Raw genomic sequence first — 18,819 nt, 5'->3', positions numbered from 1 at the left:
CGATGTGACCGGGGTGAGCGAGTGCAGCCAACAAAGAGGCAACTTGAAAGATAACGGGTATAGCTTTTATCGAAACATAATAACCCTTATCCTATGGCGAAATTTATTGTGCTAAATAGATACAGGTTATTAATTTGAAACAGAAACGACTTTTACGCCGGGATGGATTTACTTTCAAGCAATTTTTTGTTGGTCATGATCGGTGTGCGATGAAAGTCGGGACTGATGGCGTTTTATTGGGAGCATGGACTCCAGTGAGTGACAAAAAAGCGATTTTAGATATTGGCTGTGGCAGTGGGCTTATTGCGTTGATGCTAGCACAGCGTACGGATGAAAATACTAAAATTGATGCAGTGGAACTGGATACAGAGGCCGCATTGCAGGCACAAGATAATGCAGAACAATCTCCGTGGCAGAGAAAAATAGATGTTTATCAGCAGGATATTGGTGATTTCGCTGAACAGTATTCGCAATGTTATGACTTAATTGTCAGTAATCCCCCCTATTTTGAACCGGCTGTTGCTTGTCGAAATGAGGCAAGGGAACAGGCTCGTTATACGGGGTCGATGACTCACCAGCAGTTATTACAATACGCCGAGACGTTGATTACAGCGGATGGTCTGTTTTGTGTGGTATTGCCATATGCCATTGGTGAGGAATTTGAAACAATGGCATGTCATCAGGGTTGGTTTTCCCATCATCGGGTTAATATCCGCGATAGGCAAGGCAAGCCATTGCATCGGATGTTATTGGCATTTTCCCGTAAGGAAAAAACTGGCTTAATCAGTGAATTGACTATTCGTCAGCCAGACGGTGCATATACGCAAGAATTTCAGCAATTGGTGACGGATTTCTATCTCTATTATTGAATCATTTATTGAATTATTGAAAGAACCACGCCGGAGCGTGGTTATATAGAAGTTTTGCCAGCAAAAATCAGGGTGTCAAAATCGTTGGTTTTGATTCTGGTAGTAAATCGGGATAATCCAGTGTGAAGTGCAGACCTCGGCTCTCTTTTCTTTCTAGCGCACAACGTACGATTAATTCAGCGATTTGCACCAGATTTCGTAATTCCAGCAGATTGTTAGAAATCCTGAAATTAGAGTAATAATCGTGAATTTCCTGTTGCAGCATATTAATACGGCGCAGTGCTCGCTCTAAGCGTTTGGTTGTACGCACAATGCCGACGTAATCCCACATAAATAGACGTAATTCGTGCCAGTTGTGCTGAATGACAACTTGTTCATCTGAATTGTCAACCCGGCTCTCATCCCAGAAAGGGAGTTGCGGTACTTCTTCTATTGTTTCGATCTGTTGTTGGATATCCTCCGCAGCAGACCAGCCATACACCAGACACTCCAGCAGAGAATTAGATGCCATACGGTTTGCACCGTGCAGACCCGTATAGCTGACTTCACCGATAGCATATAAGTTGTTGAGGTCAGTATGTCCCTGATGATCGACAACAATACCACCGCAGGTGTAATGCGCGGCAGGAACGATTGGAATCGGCTCTTTTGTTAGATCAAAGCCCAGTGTCAGCAATTTTTCATAAATCATTGGAAAATGCTGGATAATGAAATCCGCTGGTTTATGGCTGATATCCAGAAACATGGAGTCAGCACCAAGGCGTTTCATTTCATGGTCAATTGCTCGTGCTACGATATCGCGAGGAGCTAGTTCAGCGCGTTCATCAAAATCGGGCATAAAGCGGCTGCCGTCTGGTCGTTTCAGATATGCGCCTTCACCTCGCAGGGCTTCTGTCAACAGGAAAGTACGCGCCTGTGGATGGAACAGGCAGGTCGGGTGAAACTGGTTAAATTCCAGATTGGCGATACGGCAGCCTGCGCGCCATGCCATTGCAATGCCATCACCGGATGAGATATCGGGATTTGTCGTATATTGATAGACCTTAGCTGCACCGCCTGTTGCCAGTACCACAACCTTAGCGCGATAAGTTTCCACCTGTTCTTGCTGACGGTTCCAGATATAAGCGCCGACGACTCGGTTCTCACCGTCTAACCGGGCTTTATTTGACGTAATTAAATCCACTGCGTTGCAGCGCTCTCTCACTGTGATATTCGGATGAGACATCGCTTTATCAACCAGTGTCGTTTCTACTTCTTTGCCGGTTGTATCAGCATGATGCAGAATACGACGATGGCTGTGACCACCTTCACGGGTCAGATGGTATTGTTTTTCTCCATCTTCGCTGGTTTCTGTATCAAACATAACACCGTGATCAACCAACCATTGCACGCAATGACGGGCATTACTGGTGATAAACTCAACAGCACTTTTATCGCAAAGCCCTGCTCCGGCGATAAGGGTATCTTCAACATGAGATGCGATACTGTCCGTTTTATCAAATACAGCGGCGATACCCCCTTGTGCATAATAGGATGCACCTTCGCTAAGAATACTCTTACTTAATACCGTGATTTTATATTGTGAGGCTAGCCGTAAAGCCAGAGATAGACCGGCGACACCGCTGCCAATAATAAGTACATCGCTGTAATGTTGAGAGGATAATGATTGCATAATTGATGATGTATGAATGAAGATGGGTAAAAATCATGTTAGCCTATCAGATATGATCAAAGCTATGATTGCAACAAAATGATGACAAAAATTGAACTTCGCAGAATTTTATTACTCAAAGCTATGCTTGCTCAGGAATAGAACATCATGGTTGGTTCAGTAAATATCAATGTGGAGCTTTTCTTCGGGAGATTTAACCTCGGATGAGCGAGCAGTTAACGGATCAAATGCTGGTCGAGCAAGTGCAGAAAGGTGACCAAAAGGCGTTTAACCTACTGGTAGTTAGATATCAGCATAAAGTGGCGAGTCTTTTATCCCGCTATGTTCCGCAGGGTGATGTGCCTGACGTTGCTCAGGAAACATTTATTAAGGCCTATCGGGCATTGGCTTCGTTTCGTGGTGATAGTGCTTTTTATACTTGGTTGTATCGTATTGCAGTAAATACTGCGAAGAATTATCTGACCGCTCAAGGGCGCCGTCCGCCATCCAGTGATTTGGATGCCAGTGACGCAGAAAATTATGAAATTTCGAGTGCATTAAAAGAAATTTCGAACCCTGAGAATTTAATGTTGTCAGAAGAATTGAGGCAGGTGGTTTTCCGTACCATTGAATCTCTTCCCGAAGATTTGCGAATAGCAATAATGCTGAGGGAATTAGATGGGTTAAGCTATGAAGAAATAGCTACCATTATGAATTGCCCGGTAGGTACGGTGCGTTCCCGCATCTTCCGTGCAAGGGAAGCCATTGATGATAACATTCAACCACTGATTTAAAATTAAAAATAGTGGAACAATACTGAAGGGTACTTTGGCATGCAAAGAGAAAAACTTTCCGCACTGATGGATGGCGAAACTCTTGATAGTGAAGTCGTTAGTATTTTGTCTAAAGATTCTGTTATGCAGAAACACTGGGAAAATTACCACTTGATCCGTGACACATTGCGCGGTGATGTGACGGAAGTATTGCATAGGGATATTGCTAGCCGGGTTGCATTTGCACTTGAAAAAGAGCCTGTTCATTCTAACCTTGGGGATATTCCTGAATCTCAGCCTCAACCAGAAACTTGGCAAAAAATGCCATTCTGGCAAAAGCTTCGCCCTTGGGTGAGTCAAATGACTCAAGTGGCGGTTGCTGCCTGTGTTTCGCTGGCCGTATTGGTAGGTGTACAACAGTACAACAGTCATAGTGCAGAGGATCTTGAATATCAATCTGATACGCCGGCATTTAACACCTTGCCAATGATGGGTTCGGCTTCTCCGGTGAGTTTGGGAGTGCCTTCCGGTGATGATGTATTTGGCAATGATCAACGCCTTCAAATGCAGGAGCGTAATAAACGTATTAATATTATGCTGCAACAATATGAACTCGATCGCCGTGTGCATTTTAAGCAAAATGATGAACGGGGAATTTCACCACAGGTTGTTATTCCGGTTCCCGGAACGCAATCTTTAGGAACACAATAGCAGTAATGAAACGTATTTGGTTCTCCGTCTGTTTGCTGGCGGGCAGCCTGTTTGCTCCTTTACAAGCCTCGGCGCAGCTCAGCAGTGCTGAGGTTTTGTTGCAGGAGATGGGTAATGCCACTCGCTCTCTAACTTACGAGCTTGCTTTTATTAATCTCAACCCACAGGCTATTGTCTCGGTTCGTTATCGCCACGCTATTATCAATGGTATTCCAATTGCTCAGATTATGCAGATGGATGGCTCTCGTAGGGAAGTTGTCCAGCGCGGTAATGAGATCAGTTATTTTGAACCTGGATTGGATGCTTTCAGTCTTAGCGGTAATCATATTATTGATTATTTACCGGCCGTCATTTTTGCTGACTTCAATCAGTTGAAAAAATATTACAATTTCATTGATGTTGGTCGTACCCATATCGGTGATAGGCCCTGTAGGGTTGTACGCATCACCTCCAAAGATGAAGTGCGTTATAATTATATTTTACTGATCGACGAAGAGACTCATTTACCATTACGTATTGACTTACTTGATCGTGATAGTGAGGCACTTGAACAATTTAGGGTTGTTTCTTCTACCATTGATGGGGATATCAATGATGCAATGAGTGTGATTACTCGCTTAAATATGCCGCCAATGCTGGTCATTCCACCATCAGAGAAGGTTGTATTTAATTGGAAGGTGGGTAAATTGCCGATTGGTTTCGTTGAGGTTTCGCGTAGCCGTCGTAAATTGCCAAATAGCGGCACACTTGAATCTGTTATGTTCAGTGATGGTTTATTTAGCTTTTCCGTGAATGTGACTAATGCTGATAAAACCGGTAAGTTGGAATATCCTCTCCGTCGTGGGGCCCGAACGATTTATAGTGCAATACGTGGTGCAAATGAGGTAACAATTATTGGTGAATTACCATTGGCAACTGCCAAGCGTATTGCCGCTGGTGTCGCATTTATAGGAGCTGACTGATGGTTAAAGAGTGGGCAACAGTAATTCACTGGCAACAGGGGCGGGCATTATTACGTTATGGTTCCTCTTCTGGTTGTGGCAGTTGTCAGGCGCGAGCAACGTGTGGTTCTTATTTACTCAATAAATTAGGGTCTGATGGCATACATCAGCTTGAACTTGAGATTTTACAACCGCTGCAACCGGGGCAAAAAGTGGAAGTGGGGATCCCTGAAGGGAGTTTGCTGCGTTCGGCGTTGCTGGTTTATCTGACTCCGCTTATTGGGCTATTCCTTGGTGGTGCACTTTTGCAGTTATGGATAACCAATCAATTGTGGGTGTTTTGTGGCGGTGTTTTAGGAGGCGCGTTGGGGTTCTTCTTTGCCCGCGGAGTCGCCACTTACTGGGATAATCGGCAGGAATATCAACCTGTCGTTTTGCAAATCGGCTTGCCTCCTGATGCCATTCACATTCAGCAGCGGGAATAAACCTACTTTAATCATCCAGACGTCTAACAATTCATACCTTAAAGCCACAGGCATGACTAGGTTTTCGTAGATTTGGCATGTAGAATACAGCCTTTCAGGCCGGTGGCCGACCTAATAAACCGTCGCTTTATGTCCCTCTGTGTGTCCATATAGGCGAATGATTCAGAAATATCAAGGCAGAAAAATATTTATAATGAAGCAAATACGAAATTTCTCCATTATTGCTCACATTGACCACGGTAAGTCGACGTTATCTGACCGTATTATTCAAATTTGCGGTGGCTTAACAGATCGTGAGATGGCAGAGCAAGTGCTGGATTCTATGGATCTTGAGCGTGAGCGTGGTATCACCATTAAGGCTCAAAGTGTTACCTTGGATTACAAGGCGAATGATGGGCAACTCTATCAATTAAACTTTATCGATACGCCGGGGCATGTTGATTTCTCATATGAAGTTTCCCGCTCACTAGCGGCCTGCGAAGGGGCATTGCTGGTGGTTGATGCGGGACAGGGAGTGGAAGCCCAGACGCTGGCTAACTGTTATACCGCGTTAGATATGAATCTAGAAGTTGTTCCTGTGCTGAATAAAATCGATTTGCCAGCGGCAGAGCCTGAGCGCGTAGCGGAAGAGATCGAAGATATTGTCGGTATTGATGCTACTGATGCCGTGCGCTGTTCAGCTAAAACGGGGGTTGGTGTACAAGACGTCATTGAGCGCTTGGTTAAAGAGATTCCAGCACCGGAAGGCAATTCTGATGAGCCATTACAGGCTCTTATCATTGACTCATGGTTTGATAATTACCTTGGTGTTGTCTCCTTGGTGCGGATTAAAAACGGCACCTTGCGTAAGGGTGATAAAATCAAGGTGATGAGTACTGGTCAGGTATATAACGCTGATCGTCTTGGCATTTTCACTCCTAAGCGTGTTGATCGTGATGTATTGGGTTGTGGCGAAGTGGGCTGGTTAGTTTGTGCAATTAAAGACATTCTTGGTGCGCCTGTCGGGGATACTTTGACATTGGCCCGTCAACCTGCGGAAAAACCACTTCCGGGCTTTAAAAAAGTGAAGCCACAGGTTTATGCAGGGCTGTTCCCTGTCAGTTCTGATGACTATGAAGCATTCCGTGACGCATTAGGTAAATTGAGTCTGAATGACGCTTCGCTATTTTATGAGCCGGAAAGTTCTTCTGCATTGGGTTTTGGTTTCCGTTGCGGTTTCCTTGGTCTGTTGCATATGGAGATTATTCAAGAACGTCTGGAACGTGAATATGATCTCGACCTTATTACAACGGCCCCAACGGTTGTGTATGAAGTGGAGACAACTAGCCACGATACTCTTTATGTGGATAGCCCATCTAAACTACCGCCGCTGAATAATATTGAAGAGCTGCGTGAACCCATTGCTGAGTGCCATATGCTGTTACCTCAGGAGTATTTGGGGAACGTCATTACCTTATGTGTTGAAAAGCGCGGGGTGCAAACCAACATGGTTTACCACGGTAAACAGGTTGCACTGACTTACGAAATACCGATGGCGGAAGTGGTTTTGGACTTCTTCGATCGATTGAAATCTACCTCTCGCGGTTATGCTTCGCTGGATTATAATTTCACTCGTTTCCAGTCATCTGATATGGTTCGTGTGGATGTATTGATTAATGCTGAACGAGTTGATGCATTGGCATTGATTACTCACCGTGGCAATGCACAGTACCGTGGTCGGGAACTGGTGGAGAAGATGAAAGAACTTATTCCTCGTCAGCAGTTCGATATCGCAATTCAGGCTGCGATTGGTAATCATATTATTGCGCGCTCAACAGTGAAGCAATTACGTAAAAACGTCTTGGCGAAGTGTTATGGTGGTGACGTCAGCCGTAAGAAAAAGCTATTGCAGAAACAGAAAGAGGGTAAGAAACGTATGAAACAAGTGGGTAACGTTGAGTTACCACAGGAAGCTTTCTTAGCCATTCTTCATGTTGGTAAAGACAATTAATAAGCTTGTAAGGAGTCTAAATGGCTAACACTTTTGCCCTGATCCTAACGTTGGCAACGTTAGTCACCGGCATTATTTGGTGTATTGATCGTTTCAAATGGGCACCAGAGCGCAAGAAAAAACTTGCCAGATTGCAGGAGCTGACTGAGGGTACAATGGATCAGGAGCATCTGGCTGAGACTATTAACAAGCCAACATGGGTGGATACCTGTTCATCTATTTTTCCTGTGTTAGCCGTGGTTCTGATCCTGCGCTCTTTTGTTTATGAGCCTTTTCAGATCCCATCGGGTTCTATGATGCCAACTTTATTGATTGGTGATTTCATTCTGGTAGAGAAATATTCATACGGATTGAAAGATCCCATCACTCAAACAACATTGATTAAGACTGGCGAACCAAAGCGTGGTGATGTTGCTGTATTTAAATACCCGTTGGATCCAAGTTTTGACTACATCAAACGTGTGGTTGGTTTACCGGGTGATAAAATTATTTATGATCCGGCAAAGAAAGAATTGCGTATTTTTTCTAATTGCAGTGAGACAGGGAATTGTCAGGGAGAATTACCGGTTTCTTACGGTTCACTATTTCCAAGTGAGTGGACAATGCAGCAATATGGTGTTGACTCCAAAGGTGAAAGTTTGAGAAAGGTAGGTGTTTTCCAAATCCCCGTTGAAGAAACATTGCCGCCTTACAGTATGCGGCAGGGTGAACGAATTGAGAATTTGGACGCAGTGAACCATCATATTTTGGAGATTCCCGGTGTACTATCGGTACCTAATTTCCGTCAGCCTGGCTTGCCAGAGGGAATGTGGATTGTGCCCGAAGGTCACTATTTTATGATGGGTGATAACCGTGATAATAGCGCTGATAGCCGTGCATGGGGCTTTGTTCCTGAGAAAAATCTGGTCGGTCGCGCTTCAGCTATTTGGATGAGTTTTGAAAAACAGGAAGGGGAATGGCCTACCGGAGTTCGCTTCAGCCGTATTGGTGGAATTAATTAATATTCTTATATTAGCGAAGCATTAATTTTACTCGCAGTGTAGAATGTCCTTTCAAACTTAAACTGGCTCCTATAAGGGGCCAGTGCAAACGCAACAGTTTTGTCGGGGGTTCCTGTAACAGGTCTGTTGCGTGTGCGTTTTTATTTGACGAATTCTGACCGATATTGGTAGCACATGAATCCCATCGTAATTAACAGATTGCAGCGTAAGCTGGGGTACACTTTTGATCAGTATGATTTGCTGATACAAGCGTTAACTCATCGTAGTGCCAGCAGTAAACATAATGAGCGGCTGGAATTTCTTGGTGACTCAATCCTGAGTTTTGTTATTGCCAATGCGTTGTATCATCGTTTTCCTCGTGTAGATGAGGGGGATATGAGCCGCATGCGTGCCACATTGGTGCGTGGTAATACCTTGGCTGAATTGGCAAGGGAATTTGAACTAGGTGAATGCCTTCGTTTGGGGCCGGGAGAATTGAAAAGCGGGGGTTACCGTCGTGAATCGATACTGGCTGATACCGTTGAAGCGCTGATTGGTGCTATCTTCCTTGATAGCGATATTCAGTCTATTGAAAGAATTATTCTGAGCTGGTACGAAACCCGCCTGAATGAAATCAGCCCTGGCGACAAACAGAAAGATCCGAAAACCCGTTTACAGGAATATTTGCAAGGGCATCATCTGCCTCTGCCATCATATCTGGTTGTTATGGTTCGTGGTGAAGCTCACGATCAAGAATTTACTATTCACTGTCAAGTGAGCGGTATTGAACAGCCGGTTAAAGGAACAGGCTCCAGCCGTCGCAAAGCGGAACAGGCAGCGGCTGAGCAAGCATTAAAACAACTGGAGCTTGAATGAGCGAACAAGAAACCTATTGCGGATTTGTTGCAATAGTTGGACGGCCTAATGTGGGGAAATCTACGCTGCTAAATCAGCTTTTAGGTCAAAAAGTATCTATTACTTCCCGTAAACCGCAGACGACTCGTCACCGTATTATGGGTATCCATACAGAAGGTGCGTATCAGATTATTTATGTGGATACGCCAGGGTTACATATTGAAGAAAAACGGGCGATTAACCGGCTGATGAACCGGGCCGCCAGCAGTTCTATCGGTGATGTGGAGTTGGTTATTTTTGTTGTCGAAGGGACTCATTGGACCCCGGATGACGAGATGGTACTGAACAAACTGCGTAATCTACGTTGTCCGGTTTTGCTGGCTATCAATAAAGTGGATAACGTGACCGATAAAACCAGCTTGTTGCCACATATTGGTTTTCTCAGTAAACAGATGAGTTTTCTTGATGTTGTTCCAATGAGCGCTGAAAAAGGCATGAATGTTGATACGATTGCCAAAATTGTGCGCGGATATATACCGAAAGCGGCTCACCATTTCCCGGAAGATTACATTACTGACCGTTCTCAGCGGTTTATGGCTTCTGAAATCATTCGAGAAAAGCTTATGCGTTTTCTTGGTGATGAATTGCCATATTCTGTCACGGTTGAAATTGAGCAGTTCGTGGCGAATGAGCGCGGTGGTTACAACATCCACGGTTTGATTCTGGTTGAGCGTGAAGGCCAGAAGAAAATGGTTATTGGTAATAAAGGCAGTAAAATCAAGACCATTGGTATTGAAGCTCGTCAGGATATGGAAAGGCTGTTTGATGCAAAAATCCACTTAGAACTGTGGGTTAAAGTTAAAGCGGGTTGGGCTGATGATGAGCGAGCGTTACGTAGCTTGGGTTACGTCGATGATTTGAAATAAGGCATCCTCCTGTGGACGGTTGGCAACGTGTTTTTGTTCTTCATGGGCGTCCTTACAGTGAAACTAGTCTGTTACTGGATCTGTTTACTGAAAATGAAGGGCGGATTAGCGTGTTGGCAAAAGGTGCGCGTGGCCGTCGTTCCAATTTGAAAGGCTGCTTGCAGCCCTTTACCCCATTGCTGGTTCGTTGGAGCGGGCGGGGGGCAATTAAAACGCTGCGTGATGCAGATCCTATCTCTCTGGCCCTTCCTCTTACCGGCAGTGTGTTGTATAGCGGTTTATATATCAATGAATTGTTGTCAAGAGTGCTTGAACAGGGAACGGCTTATCCCGCCTTATTCTTTGATTATCTCCAATGCTTGCAGATTCTTGCTGCCAGTGAATATACACCGGAATATGCATTACGTCGGTTTGAACTGGCGTTGCTGGCAAATCTTGGTTATGGCGTTGATTATCTGCATTGTGCGGGCAGTGGTGAACCTGTCGCTGACACGATGACCTACCGTTATAGAGAAGAAAAAGGATTTATTGCTAGCTTGGTTGTTGATCATTACAGTTTTACCGGGCGCGAATTAAAATCACTGGCAACTCGTGAATTCCCTGATTCTGCAACATTAAAGGCAGCAAAGCGTTTCACGCGTATTGCATTAAAACCTTATCTAGGTGGCAAGCCTTTAAAAAGTCGTGAATTATTTCGGCAGTTTGTACGTCAGCAGCCTGAAAAGAAAGAAAACTAATGAATTTGTTTCTCTTCAAGATGGAAAGTGTAAACTTGTCATATTCTAATATGACTATACCCTATGGATTTCAAGATGGATCGCGGCGGCAAGGGAGCGAATCCCTGGGAGCATAGAGAACTATGTGACCGGGGTGAGTGAGTGCAGCCAACAAAGAAGCAACTTGAAAGATGACGGGTATACAGGAGATAAATATGGCTGAAGTATTATTAGGCGTTAATATTGATCACATTGCGACGGTGCGCAATGCCCGTGGTACCCATTATCCTGATCCGGTTCAAGCGGCTTTTGTTGCGGAACAGGCGGGAGCGGATGGTATTACTATTCATTTACGAGAAGATCGCCGTCATATTACCGATCGGGATGTCGAACTGTTGAAAAAAACTATTCAGACTCGGATGAACCTTGAAATGGCCGTGACTGATGAAATGGTGGATATTGCCTGTCGTATTAAACCTGAATTTTGCTGTTTGGTGCCTGAAAAACGGCAGGAAGTGACAACAGAAGGGGGCTTAGATGTTATTGGTCAGAAAGATAAGGTTGCTGCGGCGGTTAAGCGTCTATCTGATGCGGGTATTCTTGTCTCGTTATTTATTGATGCGGAACATCGACAAATTGATGCGGCTAATGAAGTTGGCGCACCTTTCATTGAAATTCATACGGGTGCTTATGCCGATGCAAAAAATGAAGTAGAACAGGAAAAAGAGTTTCATCGTATTAAAGCAGCCGCGACTTATGCAGCGAGTAAAGGCTTAACGGTTAATGCGGGTCATGGGCTGACATATCATAATGTACAACGTATTGCTGCTCTGCCAGAAATTTATGAATTGAATATTGGTCATGCCATTATTGGGCGTGCGGTATTTAGTGGTTTAACTGCTGCTGTGGCAGATATGAAAACCCAAATGCGGAAAGCTCGCCGTTAATGGCTATTATTGGGTTAGGTACGGATATTGTTGAAATTGCCCGTATTGAAGGGGTTGTCGAGCGCTCAGGTGAGCGCTTGGCAAAACGCATTCTCAGTGAATTAGAATGGGAACAATATCAGCAACATGAAAAACCGGTTCGTTTTTTGGCTAAACGCTTTGCGGTAAAAGAGGCCGCAGCAAAGGCATTAGGAACGGGCATCCGCAATGGGCTGGCATTTAACCAGTTTGAAGTGGTCAATGATGCACTGGGAAAACCGATTTTGCGGCTCTATGGTGCTGCCGCAGCGTTGGCTCAGCAATTGGGGGCGACCTCTTTGCATGTGACATTAGCTGATGAGCGCCGCTATGCCTGTGCGACCGTTATTCTTGAGCGCTGATTTCAGATTTTATCTGCATGATGCAGTAATACAAATTTATCCCACAATTGTTCTTCTGTTTCTTGACGGTCTGGATCGATAATAATCGTATTGTTTATCGGGCAGACTGATTGACAGGTTGGCGAATCATAATGACCGATGCATTCGGTGCAACGGTCGGCATCAATCTCATAAATTTCATCTCCCATCGATATCGCCTGATTGGGACATTCGGGTTCACACATATCACAATTGATACAGCTTTTTTTGATTAATAACGACATTTCAATAGATTAACTTATTTTTCATTTTAAATCAGTGTGTTATTGATGGTTCTTATTTATTACTATTACACACTTCTTATATTTCTATACCCGTTATCCTTCAAGTTGCCTCTTTGTTGGCTGCACTCGCTCATCCCGGTCACATAGTTATCTATGCTCCCGGGGATTCGTTCCCTTGCCGTCGCGATGCATTTTGAAATCCATAGGGTATATACAGCATAAATTACATTGAAAAACCAAGTCTGGCAACATAAGACCATAATATATGAAATTTTTTCTGTCTTAGCTGTATTATTCGGTTAGCTATATAAGGAATTTCAATAACGTGCAAGGTCACCAATATTGTATGGGCTAACAAGTCGTAGGTGATAATAGTTCGAATTATAACAGAATATTTACGGCTATAGTATTAGCAATAAAAAAATAATTAAGACCGGGCGCTATACTAATCCCGGTCTTTTTGTTAATTACGATAATGGCGGAGTTGGCCAGTCAATTTCTGGTGCGTTTGAAGTGTCAACTCGGTTAAGCATCATTCGGTATTTTTTCCATTCTTTGAGTAATAGCATCTCTTCGTCTGTTGCTATATCAAGTTCTTCTGCATCAGAAAGTGGGGTTATTTTTTATTTGCGAGAGATATAAACTGCTTTATTTGATGAGCTAAATACATAGTTCTTGCCATTCATATTAATATCCTACAGCTCTATAATATGCTGCTACAGGGTTTTGTAAGTCTGTAATACTGCTAAAACATTGGAACTGAGTATTATCGACTATCATTACTGAGAATATCCCTGCGTATTGAGGGGCAGTACCAAGGTGAGTTAACGTGACATTGAGACATTTATTAGGGAACGGAATTGGAAATTTATTCAAATTACCAGGTGAGGAAAGAGCATTACCTTTAACTAACGCTGTTCCCCACATTTCAATTAACCCTGAGGGTAATTTTTGCCAGCCGGTTTCAGCTAAATTTTTGGTGAAAAAGGACATATCTGGAATCTGATTAACCCCAATTCCTACTTCCCGTTTTGCCGCTTCATTTAAACCTAAATTTTTTAAAAACGCATTTTTATTGGGAATGTCTGCTCCGTTTTTTGCTTTTTCTAATGCGGAGTCGGAAATTTTAGTTATAATTTTTCGCTCTAACGCTCTATTTAATTGGGTGGTGAGTTTGGTTATATTACCATCATCCAAAACATCACTGTCAGATTCTGTCGCAATAAAATCGGCTACAACAGATGATATTGTGGAAGACTGACGTAATGCCTTATTTAATATATGGAGGGTAAGACCGTCTGGTGAAAATCCAGTCTGCAATTCTGGACTATTTTCATATAAATTTTGAGCTACCACATTAGCACCATCTCTAATAGAAAACGCTTTAAAATCATTCTTTGGATTCATATCAATTTTCCTAAGGTTTAATAGTAGGTTTATATTAATATCTTAAATTGTTGTAAGTGTAATTTACTGCCTCTTATAGTTTAAGGATAAAAAACAATAATTAAATGTTTTTATAAATTATGATGTTAATAGTTTTTATATGCTTTGAGCAATAAACAATTCGATACTATCTAAGTAATTAATACTTATTTTATAGAAACTATTTTAAATGATTTTCCTATTAAAAGATTCATTGTGGGAAGTAGATTTTAATGACGTTCGTGGTCATTAATATCGTATGAAGAATAGTTCTGATGATAACAGAATATTTATGGCTGTAGTGCTGGCAATAATACAATAACAAAATGATAAAGGCCGGGGTTTACCTTAATCCCGGCCTTTTTATTAATTACGATAATGGCGAAATTGGCCAGTCAATTTCCGGTGCTGTTGAAGTATCAACCCGGTTAAGCATCACCCGGTATTTTTTCCATTCTTTAAGGGATAGTATTTCTTCATCTGTTGCGATATCAAGTTCTACTGCATCAGCCAGTGGGGTTATTTTTTCATTTGCCAGAGATATAAATTGCGCTCTTTGAACTTCTGCTATGGATATCAATCCCTCTTTTGTTGGTGGTGGAATATCTTCCCAACAAGGAAGACCCTCTTCGTCAGAGGAAAGTATTTTTCCTGTGGGCGGGATTCCAGAGAACGTATTAAATATGTCATCAGTTACAGATATAGGGTCATTTGGCCATGAGCCAGCTTCAATATACTCCTGTTGTAATAATAGCGGATAAAATGCTTTATTTAATGCACTGAATACATAGTTTTTATCGTTCATATTAATACCCTATTGCTCTATAAAATGCGGCTACAGGAACTTGTAAATTTGGAATACTGCTAAAACATTGGAATTGGGTATTATTGACCATCATTATTGAAAATGTGCCTGCATGTTGAGGGGCGTTACCAACGTGAGTTAACGTGACGTTGAGACATTTATTCGGGAATGGGATTGGAAAGTTATTTAAAGCACCAGGTTCGGCATAAGCATTGCCTTTAACTGATGCTATTCCCCACATTTCAATTAAGCCCGAAGGTAATTTTTGCCATCCGACCTGATTCAGGCTAGAGGTGAAAAACGACATATTAGGCACTTGATTTTCACCATTCCCTATCGTTATATTTGTTGAATCGGATAAACCAAGGTTCTTTATAAATGCAGCTTTATCAGGAATGTCTGCGCCGTTTTGGTCTTTTGCCAGTCGATTATTAGCATTATCATTTACATCAGAAACAAGCTTTTGAGTTGGAGCGAGTGTATTACTGTTGCCTATTTGGTCTGTGAGCTGAATAATTCCTTTTTCTGTTAATGAGGCATCGCGAGTTTCTGTTGTGTTTTTTTGTTCTAAGGATTTCTTGAATTGGGTGGTGAGTTTGTCTATATCCCCATTATCCAGAACATCTTCGCCAGATTGTGTTGCGATAAAATTAGCGACGACAGTGGATATGGTTGACGACTGACGTAATGCCTTATTCAATAGTTCAGGGGTAATATCTGCTGTTGGAAACCCAGTTTGTAATTTTTGTTCTTTTTCATATGTTTCTTGGGGCATTATATTTGCATTTTCACTAATAGAAAAAGCCTTAAAATCATTCTTTTGACTCATATATTTTTCTCCAATTAATCAGTGCATTTTATAAGCAATATAGTGAATTTTTATAAAAATAATTTTTCCCTATTCACGCCAGCTATAGTTTAGTTAGAAAAAAGAATAATGGAATATTCTTATAACTTATAGGGTTAACTATTTTTATATAATTGTTGGTAATGAATATGTTAATTTTTTGTAATTTTAAATGTATCTAAACTATTTGCATTTAATATTTGAAAATGATGTTTATTAATTCCATTTATGATCTAGGGGAGTTATGTGGTATAACTGATTTGGTTTAATATTTTAATGATTATTGATATTGAGTAGCGACAAAATACCAGAATCAATAAAATGATAAAGACCGGGTTCTACCTGAATCCCGATCTTTTTGTTAATTACGATAATGGTGGAATTGACCAGTCAATTTATGGGGCTTTCGAAGTATCAACCCGATTAAGTATCACCCGGTATTTTTTTATTTGCAATAGATAAAAATTTTGTTTTAATGTACTAAATAGTTTTTGTTGTTCATAATTTTTTTCCAAATTTAATTAAATAATTATTATGATAAATTAATTTTTTAATTAATATCCTATTGCCCTAAAATAGGTATAAACAAAAGGTTGGCCGTCACCTGAACCTCTATAACATTTGAATTGACTCTGATTTACTACGGATGCCCCGAATATTCCTGCTGCTCTCGGGTCCCAATCATTGTGAGTTAATGTGATGCTAAAACATTTATTTGGGAATGGTATTGGAAAGTTATTAAGATATCCGAGATCAGGTCTTCCTCCGGTAGAAACTCGTGCAATTCCCCACATTTCAATTAAACCTGAGGGTAATTTTTGCCAACCATTCTGAACCAAGTTTGAGGTGAAGAATGACATATCTGGGATTTGATTAACTCCAGTCCCCACTGCCCGTTTTGCCGCTTCATTTAACCCTAAGTTTTTCACAAACGCATTTTTATTGGGGATATCTGAGCCGTTTTGCGTTTTTTCTAGTCTGTTATTGGCGTTATCATTTATATCGGAGACCAGCTTCTGAGTTGCGGCCAGTGTATTGCTATTGCCAACTACATTTGTAAGCTGAACAATACCTTTCTGTGTTAATGAGGCATCGGGAATTTTCTTTGTAAGTTTTTGGTCTAGTGCTTTATTTAATTGTGTAGTAAGTTTGGTTGTATTACCGTCATCCAAAACATCACTGCTAGATTCTGTCGCAATAAAATCAGCTACAACAGAGGCTATTGTGGACGATTGACGCAATGCCTTATTTAATAAGTGAGTGGGAACATTATCTGGTGGAAACCCAGAATACAAACTCTGACTTTCTTCGTATCTTTCTTGACTGACTACATTCGCATTATTGCTAATAGAAAACGCTTTAAAATCATTCTTATGATTCATACATATATTCCTTAAGTAAATATACCCGTTATCTTTCAAGTTGCCTCTTTGTTGGCTGCACTCTCTCACCCCGGTCACATAGTTATCTATGCTCCCGGGAATTCGTTCCCTTGCCGTCGCGATGCATCTCGAAATCCATAGGGTATAATATTGTTTTGTAATTAACATATTGAGTTATAGTATAGGTAATTTATCGAGATTAATTTCAAGCATAGTCTACGCCAAAAATGGAATAATAAGATTTCATTATTAATCAATTGATTAATTAATTGTGTATGGCTGATGATAATAAATCGTTTAATGTCTTGTAATCGAAAGTATATCCAAAATGTTTTTATTTTTTATGTATGTTTCATAAATATAAGGGAATATTTTTATCAAATAATGGCATGAATTATCTGTTAAAAAAATAAAATGGGAAAAGGGCTGCTATGCAGCCCATGGTTTTAATCAGCAATATAAATTTCTGTAATATCAGGGCAATCCTCTTTGTTTACTATAGATAGCCTCACTCCTCCGTCTGATGAATGCACAACGAGCCATCCTTTTGATCCATATCCAGTGCCAACCAAAATATTATCGATCGGAGGCATTTGTAAAGGTAAAAATATACCTGGGCTACCAGTACGTAAATATATACATCTTCCTCGTATGTCCTGACTCAGTAATATGCTACTTCCACTATCTCCACTCCTTCCTATTTTTCGCCATCCCTGATTAGGGCCTTTCTTTTGATATCGTTCGTCGGATTCTGAACGTGAATATGCCCCCACATCTCTGGCTTCCAGATTGATGTCTTCAATCAGTGCTTTGCCGTTAATTTTCCTGTTATTAGGAACCGCATTTTTTGCCAATGTCACGGTTTCTGATAAGCCAAGTTCATTTACAGTAGGTTTGTTTTTGGTTGTATAAATGCTAGTCCAATCTTCTTCAAATCCATAATTATCACGAGCCGAGCGATAAGCAATACCCCCGTTTTTATAATGCACTTTCAACTGAAAAGCCGGACAATTCCCAGCGCCATTATAGAAGTGCACAACATGATCACTAAATTTCGCATGCAGTAAGTCATATGACCCTGAATCTACATTCCACGGGACTTGGTTATCAACAGAATATTTTCCTGTTAATCCGAGCCTAAATGCTCCCACATCGCCAGCCGCTAAATTGATATCTCCAGTCAGCGATTTACCATTAATTTTCCTACTATTCGGCACAGCATTTTTCGCCAGATTGACGGTTTCCAATAAGTCGAGATTTTTCACAAACTCATTTTTATTGGGAATATCTGCCCCATTTTGGTTTTTGGCTAATCTATTGTTAGCATTATCATTGACATCAGAAACAAGCTTCTGAGTTGCAGCGAGTGAATGACTATTACCAACTACATCGGTAAGCTGAACAATACCTTTCTGTGTTAATGAGGCATCGGGAACCTTTGGTGCCATTTTCTGTTCCAATGCCTGATTTAATTGAGCGGTAAGTTTATCTATATTTCCATCATCCAGAACATCATTGCCAGAGTGTGTCGCGATAAAATTAGCGACTACTGAGGATATTGTAGATGATTGACGTAATGCCTTATTTAATATATTAGTGGTAATACCATCGGGTGCAAACCCAGTTTTCAAATTCTGACTTTCTTCATATTTTTCTTGGCTCGCTGCATTAGCATTAATACTAATAGAAAAAGCCTTAAAATCATTTTTAGGACTCATACTATACTCCTTAGATTAAGTAATGAATTTTATAAATAACATATTGAATTATTGTAAAATTGATTCCTTATTTAATGCATTGAATACATGGTTTTATCGATCATGATTTTTTGCTATGTTAATTAAATGATCGTGACAATTTTATTTTTATCAAA

The 18,819-nt window shown here is 41.3% G+C and carries 20 protein-coding genes and 1 pseudogene; 12 read left to right on the top strand and 9 right to left on the bottom strand.

Annotated features, from left to right (window positions below; all coding sequences use genetic code 11):
- Positions 1–134: 134 nt before the first annotated feature.
- The gene (trmN, locus tag PluTT01m_RS17270; RefSeq protein WP_011147536.1) at positions 135–869 is read left to right on the top strand and encodes a tRNA(1)(Val) (adenine(37)-N(6))-methyltransferase TrmN; all 735 of its coding nucleotides are present in this window, start codon (positions 135–137) and stop codon (positions 867–869) included.
- Positions 870–936: 67 nt separating this feature from the next.
- Here trmN and nadB read toward each other — a convergent pair whose 3' ends face one another.
- On the bottom strand, positions 937–2,541 hold the full coding sequence (gene nadB / locus PluTT01m_RS17265; RefSeq protein WP_011147535.1) for an L-aspartate oxidase: 1,605 nt from the start codon (positions 2,539–2,541) through the stop codon (positions 937–939).
- 203 nt (positions 2,542–2,744) lie between these two features.
- Here nadB and rpoE point away from each other — a divergent pair, with 203 nt between their 5' ends.
- The 11 genes from rpoE (at position 2,745) to acpS (ending at position 12,224) form a co-directional block, all read left to right on the top strand.
- Positions 2,745–3,314, top strand: coding sequence for an RNA polymerase sigma factor RpoE (rpoE, locus tag PluTT01m_RS17260; RefSeq protein ID WP_011147534.1), 570 nt, complete (start codon positions 2,745–2,747; stop codon positions 3,312–3,314).
- A gap of 39 nt (positions 3,315–3,353) precedes the next feature.
- On the top strand, positions 3,354–4,004 hold the full coding sequence (rseA, locus tag PluTT01m_RS17255) for an anti-sigma-E factor RseA (protein WP_011147533.1): 651 nt from the start codon (positions 3,354–3,356) through the stop codon (positions 4,002–4,004).
- Positions 4,005–4,009: 5 nt separating this feature from the next.
- Positions 4,010–4,966, top strand: a complete 957-nt coding sequence (gene rseB, locus PluTT01m_RS17250) for a sigma-E factor regulatory protein RseB (protein ID WP_011147532.1) — start codon at positions 4,010–4,012, stop codon at positions 4,964–4,966.
- Positions 4,966–5,430: a SoxR-reducing system protein RseC gene (gene rseC / locus PluTT01m_RS17245; protein ID WP_011147531.1), complete on the top strand. Its 465-nt coding sequence runs from the start codon at positions 4,966–4,968 to the stop codon at positions 5,428–5,430. The genes rseB and rseC overlap by 1 nt, the downstream gene beginning before the upstream one ends.
- 193 nt (positions 5,431–5,623) lie before the next feature.
- A complete protein-coding gene (gene lepA, locus PluTT01m_RS17240) occupies positions 5,624–7,420 on the top strand; it encodes a translation elongation factor 4 (protein ID WP_011147530.1) in 1,797 nt (598 codons plus the stop codon).
- Between the two features lie 20 nt (positions 7,421–7,440).
- Positions 7,441–8,421: a signal peptidase I gene (lepB, locus tag PluTT01m_RS17235; RefSeq protein WP_011147529.1), complete on the top strand. Its 981-nt coding sequence runs from the start codon at positions 7,441–7,443 to the stop codon at positions 8,419–8,421.
- Positions 8,422–8,595: 174 nt separating this feature from the next.
- Positions 8,596–9,276 carry a ribonuclease III gene (rnc, locus tag PluTT01m_RS17230; RefSeq protein WP_011147528.1) on the top strand — a complete coding sequence of 227 codons (681 nt, stop codon included), beginning with the start codon at positions 8,596–8,598 and terminating at the stop codon, positions 9,274–9,276.
- Positions 9,273–10,181: a GTPase Era gene (gene era / locus PluTT01m_RS17225; RefSeq protein WP_011147527.1), complete on the top strand. Its 909-nt coding sequence runs from the start codon at positions 9,273–9,275 to the stop codon at positions 10,179–10,181. The genes rnc and era overlap by 4 nt, the downstream gene beginning before the upstream one ends.
- A gap of 11 nt (positions 10,182–10,192) precedes the next feature.
- Complete coding sequence (gene recO / locus PluTT01m_RS17220; protein ID WP_011147526.1) at positions 10,193–10,918, top strand: DNA repair protein RecO; 726 nt, start codon at positions 10,193–10,195, stop codon at positions 10,916–10,918.
- Between the two features lie 194 nt (positions 10,919–11,112).
- Complete coding sequence (gene pdxJ / locus PluTT01m_RS17215; RefSeq protein ID WP_011147525.1) at positions 11,113–11,844, top strand: pyridoxine 5'-phosphate synthase; 732 nt, start codon at positions 11,113–11,115, stop codon at positions 11,842–11,844.
- Positions 11,844–12,224 (top strand): holo-ACP synthase, encoded by a 381-nt coding sequence (gene acpS / locus PluTT01m_RS17210; RefSeq protein WP_011147524.1) that lies wholly within the window; start codon positions 11,844–11,846, stop codon positions 12,222–12,224. Before pdxJ ends, acpS begins: the two co-directional genes overlap by 1 nt.
- A 2-nt stretch (positions 12,225–12,226) precedes the next feature.
- Here acpS and PluTT01m_RS17205 read toward each other — a convergent pair whose 3' ends face one another.
- From PluTT01m_RS17205 to PluTT01m_RS28095, 8 genes and pseudogenes are all read right to left on the bottom strand, one after another.
- Positions 12,227–12,487 carry a YfhL family 4Fe-4S dicluster ferredoxin gene (locus PluTT01m_RS17205; RefSeq protein WP_011147523.1) on the bottom strand — a complete coding sequence of 87 codons (261 nt, stop codon included), beginning with the start codon at positions 12,485–12,487 and terminating at the stop codon, positions 12,227–12,229.
- A 467-nt stretch (positions 12,488–12,954) separates the two neighbouring features.
- Positions 12,955–13,107 (bottom strand): annotated as a pseudogene (locus tag PluTT01m_RS17200) (tail fiber assembly protein); the annotation flags it as partial.
- Positions 13,108–13,174: 67 nt separating this feature from the next.
- Complete coding sequence (locus tag PluTT01m_RS17195) at positions 13,175–13,894, bottom strand: gp53-like domain-containing protein (protein ID WP_011147522.1); 720 nt, start codon at positions 13,892–13,894, stop codon at positions 13,175–13,177.
- A 388-nt stretch (positions 13,895–14,282) separates the two neighbouring features.
- Positions 14,283–14,717, bottom strand: a complete 435-nt coding sequence (locus PluTT01m_RS17190; RefSeq protein WP_011147521.1) for a tail fiber assembly protein — start codon at positions 14,715–14,717, stop codon at positions 14,283–14,285.
- 1 nt (position 14,718) lies between these two features.
- Positions 14,719–15,546, bottom strand: a complete 828-nt coding sequence (locus tag PluTT01m_RS17185) for a phage tail protein (RefSeq protein WP_011147520.1) — start codon at positions 15,544–15,546, stop codon at positions 14,719–14,721.
- Positions 15,547–15,959: 413 nt separating this feature from the next.
- Positions 15,960–16,079, bottom strand: a complete 120-nt coding sequence (locus PluTT01m_RS27940; protein ID WP_109791728.1) for a tail fiber assembly protein — start codon at positions 16,077–16,079, stop codon at positions 15,960–15,962.
- A 39-nt stretch (positions 16,080–16,118) separates the two neighbouring features.
- Complete coding sequence (locus PluTT01m_RS17175) at positions 16,119–16,946, bottom strand: phage tail protein (protein WP_011147519.1); 828 nt, start codon at positions 16,944–16,946, stop codon at positions 16,119–16,121.
- A 446-nt stretch (positions 16,947–17,392) separates the two neighbouring features.
- Positions 17,393–18,664, bottom strand: a complete 1,272-nt coding sequence (locus PluTT01m_RS28095; protein ID WP_011147518.1) for a phage tail protein — start codon at positions 18,662–18,664, stop codon at positions 17,393–17,395.
- Positions 18,665–18,819 lie beyond the last annotated feature (155 nt).

Source organism: Photorhabdus laumondii subsp. laumondii, from assembly GCF_003343245.1.
Taxonomy (GTDB): domain Bacteria; phylum Pseudomonadota; class Gammaproteobacteria; order Enterobacterales; family Enterobacteriaceae; genus Photorhabdus; species Photorhabdus laumondii.
This window is presented reverse-complemented; position numbering and strand designations above follow the sequence as displayed.

Excerpts from the sequence above, each read along its gene's own strand:
- nadB (WP_011147535.1), bottom strand. The coding sequence starts at position 2,541 with ATGCAATCATTATCCTCTCAACATTACAGCGATGTACTTATTATTGGC.
- rpoE (WP_011147534.1), top strand. The coding sequence starts at position 2,745 with ATGAGCGAGCAGTTAACGGATCAAATGCTGGTCGAGCAAGTGCAGAAA.
- rseA (WP_011147533.1), top strand. The coding sequence starts at position 3,354 with ATGCAAAGAGAAAAACTTTCCGCACTGATGGATGGCGAAACTCTTGAT.
- rseB (WP_011147532.1), top strand. The coding sequence starts at position 4,010 with ATGAAACGTATTTGGTTCTCCGTCTGTTTGCTGGCGGGCAGCCTGTTT.
- rseC (WP_011147531.1), top strand. The coding sequence starts at position 4,966 with ATGGTTAAAGAGTGGGCAACAGTAATTCACTGGCAACAGGGGCGGGCA.
- lepA (WP_011147530.1), top strand. The coding sequence starts at position 5,624 with ATGAAGCAAATACGAAATTTCTCCATTATTGCTCACATTGACCACGGT.
- lepB (WP_011147529.1), top strand. The coding sequence starts at position 7,441 with ATGGCTAACACTTTTGCCCTGATCCTAACGTTGGCAACGTTAGTCACC.
- rnc (WP_011147528.1), top strand. The coding sequence starts at position 8,596 with ATGAATCCCATCGTAATTAACAGATTGCAGCGTAAGCTGGGGTACACT.
- era (WP_011147527.1), top strand. The coding sequence starts at position 9,273 with ATGAGCGAACAAGAAACCTATTGCGGATTTGTTGCAATAGTTGGACGG.
- pdxJ (WP_011147525.1), top strand. The coding sequence starts at position 11,113 with ATGGCTGAAGTATTATTAGGCGTTAATATTGATCACATTGCGACGGTG.
- acpS (WP_011147524.1), top strand. The coding sequence starts at position 11,844 with ATGGCTATTATTGGGTTAGGTACGGATATTGTTGAAATTGCCCGTATT.
- PluTT01m_RS17205 (WP_011147523.1), bottom strand. The coding sequence starts at position 12,487 with ATGTCGTTATTAATCAAAAAAAGCTGTATCAATTGTGATATGTGTGAA.
- PluTT01m_RS17195 (WP_011147522.1), bottom strand. The coding sequence starts at position 13,894 with ATGAATCCAAAGAATGATTTTAAAGCGTTTTCTATTAGAGATGGTGCT.
- PluTT01m_RS17190 (WP_011147521.1), bottom strand. The coding sequence starts at position 14,717 with ATGAACGATAAAAACTATGTATTCAGTGCATTAAATAAAGCATTTTAT.
- PluTT01m_RS17185 (WP_011147520.1), bottom strand. The coding sequence starts at position 15,546 with ATGAGTCAAAAGAATGATTTTAAGGCTTTTTCTATTAGTGAAAATGCA.
- PluTT01m_RS17175 (WP_011147519.1), bottom strand. The coding sequence starts at position 16,946 with ATGAATCATAAGAATGATTTTAAAGCGTTTTCTATTAGCAATAATGCG.
- PluTT01m_RS28095 (WP_011147518.1), bottom strand. The coding sequence starts at position 18,664 with ATGAGTCCTAAAAATGATTTTAAGGCTTTTTCTATTAGTATTAATGCT.